Below are 9,200 nucleotides of genomic sequence, written 5' to 3'. Positions count from 1 at the left end.
TCTGCAACCAAGCAGATTGAAGGCCTGGTAAAAACCATTCAGACCGATACCAACGAAGCGGTTATTTCGATGGAGCAGACCACTTCGGAAGTTGTGCGCGGCGCAAACTTATCTAAGGATGCGGGCGTGGCGCTGGATGAGATTCAAAGCGTATCCGGCAACCTGGCAAAACTGATTGCCAACATTTCGGACGCTGCAAAACTGCAGTCTGCTTCTGCGGGCCATATTGCAACCACGATGAACGTTGTGCAGGAAATTACCTCTCAAACCACAAGCGCAACCTTTGACACTGCGCGTTCGGTCTCTGAATTGGCAAACATGGCCGAATCATTACGTGAATCTGTATCTGACTTTAAACTTCCTGAATAAAGTCAGAAAGCTTGGGGGAACGGTGCGTCTTGCCTGCGGGCAAGGCGCATTGCAAAACACAGATAAAGCATCGTCAAGATGAACTTAACGCAGCAGAGTTAGGTCACGCGTGATGGTTACAATTAAGTTTGAGCACCCTGCTTGGTGGCAAAAACGTAAGAAGCCTTAGCTATGAAAGAAATATTAAAAAATTTAGTAGAAACGACTACGCTTCCGGAAGACAGCTATCTAGATCAGGATGCAGAAATTTTAGAAATTTTTGTTGAAGAAATAGAGGAAATCTTTGCTGAATTAAATTCTTTATTTACGGGTTGGCTGCAGGAGCCGCATAACCCAGACATGCTGACTACGATTCGCCGTCATTTCCATACTTTAAAAGGCTCCGGCCGCATGGTGGGGGCAAAATCAGCCGGCGAAACAGCATGGATGGTGGAAGATGCCCTGAACCGGGCTATTGCAGGCTCCCTTGCGCTGACGCCGGAACTTCAGAAATATGCTCAGGCCGTCCTGAATGTCTACCAGTACAAGCTGTATCCGCGCTTTAAAGCAGTGGAGCAGCTGGATATTGACCTGCGCCCTTTGGTTCTGCTTGGCCAGCAGCTGCAGCAGGGCCTAAGCCCGGAGCCGGCGCTGCAGGAATTATTGAAGCTTGCAGATGAGCTGATTTCAGCGGACGGCGTGACGGGCCTTGAACTGGCTGAAGCTGCGGCAGACAGCAGCTATATTGAAGAAACAGTTTCGATCTTTATCGAAGAAGCTGAAGAGCATTTGCATGCAATTGATAAATTCCTGCAAGCAGAAGATGAAAAACTTCAGGATTACAACGGCTTAATCCGCGCACTGCATACCTTGCGCGGCAGTTCGTCCATGGCGCAGATTGATCAGGTCTTTGAGGCAAGCACCAAGGTTGAAAACCTGTTTAAGACCCTGCTGCAGGAAGAGATTGTTTCCACCTCGAAAGAAACTGCGCTGCTGGTTCAGTATGCGGAATTTGTGCGCGACTATCTGCACACCTTGCGCGCTGGTTCAGCCGGCCAGCTGGATGCAATTTACGAGACATTTAATACGGCATGGAATGATTACGGCTTTGCGGCTCAGGAGCTGGATCAGGATGTCAATCCGCAAGGCCTGGTGTCCAAGCTGATTGAGCTGAATATTGACCAGCTTCTGGATGCGGAGTTTGAGTTTGACAGCCGCGCGAAAGCGGAATTTCCGGAATACCTGCGCTCACTCAGCGTTCAGGCGCAGCAGCTGCTGGAGCATACGGATAACCGCGCCTCAACCGGCATTCATGAATTCACGCTGGAATTAAAGCAGGGCTATGATGTCCTCGCGGAAAAGCCGCAGCTGCTGAATTTTGATTACGCCTATGAACTGTTTGCGCAGGCGCATCAGGAATTCATTCACTTATTTGACACTTTGGCTGCCGGCCAGCGCGTAGTGTTAAGCGCGGAAGCGCAAAAGCTGCTGGGCGAATTGTCAGCCTTTGTACAGCAGGACATTGAACAGGCGGCTGCGCTTGCGCATCCAGCGCAGGATTTCGCTTCTGCGGCGCTGGAAGCCGCCGCGCCTGCAGAAGTTGATTTTGCGCAGCTTAGCCAGCGCATTGCGTCTGACCGCAGCCATCAGCATTCTGCCGAAGCGAACACTGATTTTGATTCAGAGCTGCTGGCGATTTTCCTTGAAGAAGCGGATGAGCTGCTGGCGGGGATTGATCAGGATCTCAGCACATGGTCGAAAGATCAAAGCAATATCGGCGCTTTGAACAATCTGATGCGCTATTTGCACACCTTGAAAGGCGGTGCAAATATGATTTCGGCATCGCATATCGGCCTGATTGCGCATGAGCTTGAGTTTGTCTATGAGCGGATTATCCGCCAGCAAATCAGCATCAGCCCGGCGCTGATCCAAGTCATCCGCCTGGTGCAGGATGATATTGCTGACCGCATTCAAATCATCCGCGATAATCAAGTTGATTATCCGGCGCATGAAGCCATCGAGATTATTAAAAATATTCAGGCGATTGCTGCCGGTCAAGGCCCGGCGCCCGCTGCAGAGCCAGCGGCGGCGCTTGAAATTGAAGCGGTTGATGCGCCGGCAGCTGAAGAAGCTTCTGCGCCTGCGCCAGCTGAACAGCCGGCAGCTGCTGCGGAAGCGCCAGCATTTGCAGGATTTGGTTTTTCTGAAGACGATGCGCTGCGCGCGGTGGTTGAAGAAACTTTCCTTGAAGAAGCCGAGGAAGTGCTTGCAACTGCTGAGCAGCTGCTGACGCAGTGGTTTGAGCAGCGCAGTGACCGAAGCATTTTGCTGCAATTGCAGCGCGCAGCCCACAGTATTAAAGGCGGCGCGCGCATGGTGGAAAATGAGCCGGTTGCGGCCATTTCCTATCAGCTGGAAACCACTCTTGAACAGTTTGCGGTGCATCATTTCAATTCAAATGCTTATGATGTCCTGCTGCAAACTACAGTCAGCTGGTTAAAGCAGGCTATTTTTGAGAAAGACTACAGCAACTTTGACAGCATCAGGCTGAGCCTGGAGTCAATTGAGCTGGATGATCTGGCAGGGCATCTGTCAAGCCGCTTAGGCAAGTCTGATCAGTCCGCTGCAGTACTCGGCTTTGAATTTATTCAGGGTGATGGCGCAGAACCGCCGTCCATGCAGGGCGAATGGAAAGATGCCTTAAATGCCGGCAGCAGCAATGAAATGATCCGCATCTCTGCTGACCTTGTTGAGAAGATGATTGACCTGTCCGGCGAGAACTCAATCAACCGTTCGCGCATTGAAATGGATCTCGGCCAGCTCGGCAATACCCTGAATGAGATGGAGTTGGCGATTAAGCGTCTGGCGGATCAGCTGCGCCGGATGGACGGCGAGCTGGAATCGCAGATTCTCGCCAAGCACGGCACGGACAATTCGCGCTATGCGGACTTCGACCCGCTGGAAATGGATCAGTATTCATCCTTGAACCAATTGTCTAAGTCGCTCGCCGAGTCGGCTTCGGATTTGGTCGATTTCAAGAGCACGCTGGCGGAGAAAATCCGTGATGCGGAAGGCCTGCTGCTGCAGCAGTCGCGCATTCAGGCTGAAATTCAGGAAAGCTTGATGCGCACGCGCCTGGTGCCGTTCTCGCGCATGCTGCCGCGGCTGCAGCGCATTGTGCGCCAGACTTCATCGACACTGAACCGGCCGGCGGAACTGATTGTGCAGAATACCGAAGGCGAACTGGACCGCACCATTTTGGAGCGGCTGGTGACGCCATTCGAGCATATGCTGCGCAACGCGATTGACCATGGCCTGGAAGATACGGCAGAACGCTTGGCATTGAATAAGCCGGAAGTCGGCAGCATTGTGCTGAATATCAGCCGCCAAGGCACCGATGTGCTGGTATCTTTCAGTGATGACGGCAAGGGCATTAATGAAGCGATCATTAAAGATAAGGCGCTGAGCCAAGGCTTGATTAAAGCCGATCAGTTCCTCGACAAGCAGGAAATTCTGCAGCTGATTTTCCATCCGGGCCTCAGTACTGCAAAAGAAGTGACGCAGATTTCAGGGCGCGGCGTTGGCCTGGATGTGGTGCAAAGTGAAATTAAAGCCTTGGGCGGCCATGTTTCAGTAGATTCAGAACTGGGTCAAGGCACCACCTTTACCATTCGCGTTCCGACCACTGTGGCGGTCAGCGATGCCCTGATGGTGAAAGCTGGCGATCAGCAATTTGCGATTTCTTTGGCGCAAATTGACCGTATTGTCCGCATATCGCCGTCTGCGCTGGAAGAGTATTTCTCCAGCAAAGCGGATGTGTTCAAGATCGACAGCACGAATTACAAGCTGCGCTATTTATCGGAATTCGTTTCGAACCAGCCGATTCCGCGCTTAGGCAGCGTTGCGCATTCATTGCCGGTGCTGCTGATTAAAGGCAACAGTGGTCAAACCATCGCTTTGCTGGTTGACCAGTTGATCGGTTCCCGCGCGCAGATTGTAGTGAAGCCGATAGGCCAGCAGTTCTCGAATGTCGGCGCCATTGCCGGCGCGACGATTCTGGGTGACGGCCAGGTCTGCCTGATTTTGGACGGGCAAAGCATCGCCCGCCAAATTCAGGCCACGCAGCGCGTTAAGCGCGGTGCGGACCAGCGCGATCTGTCACGCCACGGCAATGCGCGCCGCTTAGTGATGATCGTGGATGACTCGGTCACGGTGCGCAAAGTGACTTCGCGCCTGCTGGAGCGCCAAGGCTATGATGTTGTCACTGCCAAAGACGGTGTGGATGCCATGGAGCAGCTGGAAAATGTAAGGCCGGATTTGATGTTGCTGGATATTGAAATGCCGCGCATGGACGGTTTTGAAGTGACCAACCTTGTCCGCCATCATGATATTCATCAGGACTTGCCGATTATCATGATTACCTCGCGTACCGGCGAGAAGCACCGCGAGCGCGCCTTCAGCCTGGGCGCAACGCAATATATGGGCAAACCGTTCCAGGAAGCGGAGCTGCTTGCCAATATTGAAAGTTTAATTGCAGAAAAACAGGGGTAATCTATGAGCCGGACAGCTGTATTGAATGAGGTGAGCCAGCAGGAACTGCAGCATCTGATTACGGTTTCGACCGGGTTTATTGATGCCTATATCATTGATTGCTGCGGCAAGGAAGCCATGCTGCTGCCGCAGAACATTGTTTTATCTGCGCTGGACAGTGAAACGCAGGTTTCGCATGTGCAGTGGCATGAATTGAAGTTGCCTGTGTATGCGGTGAATGAGCCGGCGCGGAAAAGCGGCGTTGCTTTGGTGATTGAGGGCGATGATGTGCATCAGCGTTTCGCGCTGATGTGCAATGAAATGCCGCGATCCATCCGCCTGCGCATTTCCGAAATTGTTGATGAAGAGCATGCGCTGGACGATCCTGCAGTTTTCCAGTATGTGCGCATGAATGATCAGCTCTATCATGTGCCGAATCTGGCCTATATCCAGTCTTCGATTGGCCTGTAAAAAAACCGATGAATAAAAAAGGAACTCCGCGGAGTTCCTTTTTTATTGCGGCCGCTGAGGCCTGATTAAGCCAGCAGGCCGATTAGAATCTGTTCATAAATTTCAGCCAGCGGCTCCAAGTCGGCAACATTCACATGCTCATCAATTTGATGGATGCTGGCGTTTAAAACGCCTAATTCCAGAACCTGCGCGCCAGTCGGGGCGATAAAGCGCCCGTCAGAAGTGCCGCCGCTGGTTGAAAGCTCAGCTTCCACGCCGGTGACATTGCGGATGGCGTTCTTGGCGGCATTCACCAGTTCGCCAACCGGAGTGAGGAAAGGCAGGCCTGAATGCGTCCATGCAATATCGTATTCAACCTTGTTGCGGTCTAGAATTTCCAGCGTGCGCGCTTTCAGCTCTTCCGCGGTGACTTCTGTTGAATAGCGGAAGTTGAACAGCGATATCATCACGCCCGGCACCACATTGGTTGCTCCAGTGCCGGCATTAAGATTGGAAATCTGGAAAGAGGTGGCAGGGAAGTACTCATTGCCGTTGTCCCAAACGGTTTCGCACAGCTCAGCCAAAGCTTTGGATGCAGTATGAATCGGGTTCACGGCAAGGTGCGGATAAGCCACATGGCCTTGCTTGCCTTTTACCGTCAGCTTGGCATTGAGCGAGCCGCGGCGGCCGTTTTTAATGATATCGCCCAGCTGATGGGTGCTGGAAGGTTCGCCGACCAGGCACCAGGTCATTTTCTCATTGCGCGCTTCCAAGGCCTCAATAACTTTCACCGTGCCGTTAATTGCCGGGCCTTCTTCATCTGAAGTGATCAGGAAGGCGATAGAGCCTCTGTGATTCGGGTGCTTTGCGGTAAAGCGCTCAGAAGCAATCACCATGGCCGCCAGAGCGGTTTTCATGTCGGCGCTGCCGCGCCCATACAGCTTGCCGTCGCGGATTTCCGGCGCAAAGGGGGCTGAATTCCATGCATCCAGATTGCCGGTCGGCACAACATCGGTATGGCCTGCAAAGCAGAACACTGGAGCTTCAGCGCCGCGGCGCGCCCATAAATTGTCAACGTCTTCAAAACGCATATGTTCAATATTGAAGCCCGCTTTAGCCAGGCGCTCGGCCATGATGCTTTGGCAGGTGTGGTCGACAGGGGTGACGGAAGGCTGCCGTAAAAGCTCTAGGCTGAGATCGAGTGTCGCTGAGGATGAGGTCATGCTGAATCTGAAAGTCTAAAAAGTCGCAATATAATAGGCGAATCGGCAAAATAAAGGAAAACTTAAACATAAAAAAACCTTAGCGCGAGCTAAGGTTTTTCATGCCTGAATTGAATTACATTTTCTCTTGGGTTTTTTCAGCGGTATTGGTGACGGCATCGCCTGCTTTGGATACATCTTTGCCCAAGCCTTTAACGGTGTTGCAGGCGGTTAAGGCAAAAACCGCAAGCAGTGAAACGGAAAGAATTTTTTTCATCGTCATCTCCAGATTAAGGAATAGTAAAATTATTCTGATATGAGCTTTAGATTAAAAAATGCGCTACTTAAACTGTATGCAGTTTTTATTGCGCTTAAGTAAGCGAATGTAATAAAAGGCCCGGCCGGCGGAACATGTAGTAATGCTCATGACCGGCAGCTTTATACAGGCCGGCCGTCCACCACTGCGCCGCGCGGCTGCTGGGCTGCGCCTGCGGGCAAATCCATTCATGGCGCTGCAGCCGGTAAAACTGCAGGGCAGCATCCGGAAGGCGCTGTCCCCACAGCCCGATTCTGCGCGAGGGATTAACCCAGTCCGGCAGCGTGGCGCAGCTGGAGCGTTCAGGCAGGTACAGCTGGCCCTTCAGGATGCAGAAGCGGCGCTGAATCTGATGGTTCAAGGCATTTGCAAATTGAAACTGCTTTTCGGTGAAATGGCGCAGCTTGCGGCCGAGGGTGTCGCTGCGGTTCAGGCCATGCCAATGGGGCAGGGAAAAATCGCGCTCCGCCAGATAGTATTTCAAGGCTGCTTCCCAGTGCTCAATTTCATCCGTTTCGGTATTCAGCAGGACAAAGTCCAGCTCGCCCAAAGTTTTCGGCCCGTCAATCTTCTGAATGCTGTGGCCCAGCAACCGGTAAGGGTGGTGCCCGTTGTCCAAAAGCCAGAACCAGAGGAACATTTCAAAGCGCAGGCCCAGCCGGGTGCTTTTCAGTTTCCGTAAAAAGTCAGCTAACGCTTTAGGATTCCGGTCCAGCTGCTGCAGGCGGGGCCAGTAATTTTTTAAATGCCTATTCCAGACAGCATCGTCATGCAGCTGAAAAGGATGCGTTATGGCCAGGTCCGCAGGCAGGCTGCGCAGAATATTCGGGCTGCCGATGCAGAAGGCCAGCTGGCGCACCAGCGGATGCCGCAAAGCTAGCCAAGGTTCATAAAGTTCAGGGTTTAAAAAATTAAGATGCATGCTTGGCCTGAGGAAAGTGCAGAATAACAGCGGATAAAATGCAAAAACGCTTTATACTACCTCAATTCTGGAATTAGGGCTGTGGTATGAAAACGCTGTTTTGGCGCAGCCTGGTGGTGATTTTTATCATGCTGGGCTTTATTGGGGCGCTGCTGCCCGGCATGCCGACAACTGTTTTTCTGATTTTAGCGGCCTGGGCGGCGTCAAAAGGCTGGCCGCAAATGGATAACTGGCTGCTGAATCATCCCAAATACGGCCCGACCTTGCGCGCCTGGCGCGAAAACGGCACCGTGCCCCGCAAAGCCAAATGGGTCGCCAGCGTGATGATGCTGATCAGCGCGGTGATTATGCTGTTTACCGCAGCGCCTTTGGCGGTAAAGATTTTTACCGATGCCACGATGCTGATTGTGGCGGCATGGCTGTGGATGCGCCCGGAACCGCAGGGCCAGGCGCTCAGCCCAGATAAAGAACATGCAGAGAAACAGAAAATAGGGAAAGAATCATGACCCAATATGCGCTGGATCAGGCAGACATCATTATTGATTTAAAGCGCCAGACCCTCAGCCTGAACAAGCTGGATAAGCTTTACGTGATTTCTAGCGGAAAAAACGGCATTGGCGAAACTGAAAACAGCGGCAAAACCCCGCGCGGCTGGCATAAGGTTGCAGAAAAATTTGGCCAGAACGCGCCATTGAATGCGGTTTTTATTGCGCGCCAGCCGACCGGCGAGGTTTACAGCGCCCAGCTGGCGGCCCAGTATCCTGAACGTGACTGGATTCTGTCGCGGATTTTATGGCTCAGCGGCCTGGAATGCGGCTTTAATCAGGGCGAAGGCTGCGACACCTATCAGCGCTACATCTATATTCACGGCACGCCGGATACCGAGCCGATGGGAATTCCGATGTCGCACGGCTGCATCCGCATGCGCAATGCGGACGTGGCGGAGCTGTTTGAATTGGTGCCTGAAAATGCATTGGTTTATATTGCAGCGTAGGCTGCCTGCAGGCGGGCGCTGCCAATGCGCCCATTTTTTAGCCTGCTCAGCTTCTTTATCTGAATAGCTGGCATGCTTGAAGCCTAATGAAATCCTGCTGTATAGGAAATAGATTTAGGAGGCTATGCGCAATACAGGCTTGAGAATTCAGCTGCAGCCGCGGCAATCGCTGCTGAAAAAGGATCAGGTAGCGCTGAAATGCGCCTGAAAAATCGCGCTGAAATAAGTTATGCACTTAAAAACTAAACAAAAATGCCGGTTTTTAGCGCAGATCACCTATTTTTTAATCACTCGGGCGCAAAAAGTGGAAAACTCGCAGAAAAGCGTTTGACACCCGGTGAGGATTCTCTATAATGCACCTCATCAAACGATGAAGACGTTTTGAAAGGGCGCTTAGCTCAGTTGGTAGAGCGTCTGCCTTACAAGCAGAATGTCGGC

General features: G+C 52.3%; 8 protein-coding genes. 5 read left to right on the top strand and 3 right to left on the bottom strand.

What is annotated here, in order from left to right; translation table 11 throughout:
- The 3 genes from RSA72_RS12810 to RSA72_RS12800 all read left to right on the top strand — a co-directional run.
- Positions 1 to 369: methyl-accepting chemotaxis protein (locus tag RSA72_RS12810; protein ID WP_332633270.1), on the top strand; the 369-nt coding region annotated here is incomplete at its 5' end.
- 171 nt (positions 370 to 540) lie between these two features.
- Complete coding sequence (locus tag RSA72_RS12805) at positions 541 to 4,899, top strand: hybrid sensor histidine kinase/response regulator (RefSeq protein WP_332622250.1); 4,359 nt, start codon at positions 541 to 543, stop codon at positions 4,897 to 4,899.
- 3 nt (positions 4,900 to 4,902) lie between these two features.
- The gene (locus RSA72_RS12800) at positions 4,903 to 5,349 is read left to right on the top strand and encodes a hypothetical protein (RefSeq protein ID WP_332622248.1); all 447 of its coding nucleotides are present in this window, start codon (positions 4,903 to 4,905) and stop codon (positions 5,347 to 5,349) included.
- A gap of 65 nt (positions 5,350 to 5,414) precedes the next feature.
- Here RSA72_RS12800 and dapE read toward each other — a convergent pair whose 3' ends face one another.
- The 3 genes from dapE to RSA72_RS12785 all read right to left on the bottom strand — a co-directional run bounded on the left by dapE (position 5,415) and on the right by RSA72_RS12785 (position 7,768).
- Positions 5,415 to 6,551 (bottom strand): succinyl-diaminopimelate desuccinylase, encoded by a 1,137-nt coding sequence (gene dapE / locus RSA72_RS12795; RefSeq protein WP_332622246.1) that lies wholly within the window; start codon positions 6,549 to 6,551, stop codon positions 5,415 to 5,417.
- Positions 6,552 to 6,666: 115 nt separating this feature from the next.
- Complete coding sequence (locus RSA72_RS12790; protein WP_332622245.1) at positions 6,667 to 6,807, bottom strand: entericidin A/B family lipoprotein; 141 nt, start codon at positions 6,805 to 6,807, stop codon at positions 6,667 to 6,669.
- Between the two features lie 94 nt (positions 6,808 to 6,901).
- Entirely contained in the window at positions 6,902 to 7,768 is an 867-nt protein-coding gene (locus RSA72_RS12785; RefSeq protein ID WP_332622244.1) for a DUF1853 family protein, read from the bottom strand.
- Between the two features lie 86 nt (positions 7,769 to 7,854).
- Here RSA72_RS12785 and RSA72_RS12780 point away from each other — a divergent pair, with 86 nt between their 5' ends.
- Together RSA72_RS12780 and elsL are read left to right on the top strand one after the other, a co-directional pair.
- Positions 7,855 to 8,274 carry a YbaN family protein gene (locus RSA72_RS12780; RefSeq protein WP_332622243.1) on the top strand — a complete coding sequence of 140 codons (420 nt, stop codon included), beginning with the start codon at positions 7,855 to 7,857 and terminating at the stop codon, positions 8,272 to 8,274.
- Positions 8,271 to 8,762 (top strand): cell wall-recycling L,D-carboxypeptidase ElsL, encoded by a 492-nt coding sequence (gene elsL, locus RSA72_RS12775; RefSeq protein ID WP_332622242.1) that lies wholly within the window; start codon positions 8,271 to 8,273, stop codon positions 8,760 to 8,762. Before RSA72_RS12780 ends, elsL begins: the two co-directional genes overlap by 4 nt.
- Positions 8,763 to 9,200 lie beyond the last annotated feature (438 nt).

It is taken from the genome of Acinetobacter sp. (assembly GCF_036659555.1).
GTDB lineage: Bacteria > Pseudomonadota > Gammaproteobacteria > Pseudomonadales > Moraxellaceae > Acinetobacter.
Note: the sequence above shows the minus strand (reverse complement) of the source record. Positions and strands in the feature narration are given on the sequence as shown.